Raw genomic sequence first — 602 nt, forward strand, 5'->3', positions numbered from 1 at the left:
ATGTGCAGTGTATAGCGGGCGGCGTGGTAATACTGGTGTACAACCGGCCGGGTATACTGATGACCATTAGCTGTGTAGGTCTCAGTGGTCACGGTTGTTTCTGTCCATGCCTCACGGAATTGTTTGTCGACCACCATTACTTCTGAGTAGCGATCGCTGCCCTGAGCGCAGTCCATGATGTGCATAACCAGCAGCCAGACGATCCAGCTGATCAATAGCGCAGCCAGCCCCATGCCGATCTGCTCAGGATTGATTCTTTTTGCCATGTTTGAAAATCCGGGGTTCGAGTATGAGCATGAGTAAGGCCACAATCAGAAACGGCCATGCTTCAGAATGAATGATGCGGTACCACAGGTCAGAAAAAAACATCAGGGTTTCAGGCTTCGTAAAAACGGGGTAAGGTGGTTGGCGATGGCGTTGATATCACGCTTACGTCGATATACCAGATAGCAGCCGCCCGGTGATCCGGTATTGAAACCAAGGTGCAGGTAGCGGTCGGCATTGGGATTCCAGCTGCGCTCAGCAAACGCTTCGACGTGGGAATAATACAGCGATGACCAGTCCATAAACTGAGGCACCTGCAAACTGCGCTGATTGCCCCG

2 protein-coding genes are annotated in these 602 nt (G+C 52.0%); both read right to left on the reverse strand.

What is annotated here, in order from left to right; all coding sequences use genetic code 11:
* A partial coding sequence (locus BLX24_RS31025; RefSeq protein ID WP_143092975.1) for a hypothetical protein occupies positions 1-266 on the reverse strand: 266 nt, incomplete at its 3' end.
* 102 nt (positions 267-368) lie between these two features.
* On the reverse strand, positions 369-602 hold a 234-nt coding region (locus tag BLX24_RS33195; RefSeq protein ID WP_177226007.1), incomplete at its 5' end, for a hypothetical protein.

The organism is Arsenicibacter rosenii (assembly GCF_001870735.1).
Lineage (GTDB): Bacteria > Bacteroidota > Bacteroidia > Cytophagales > Spirosomataceae > Arsenicibacter > Arsenicibacter rosenii.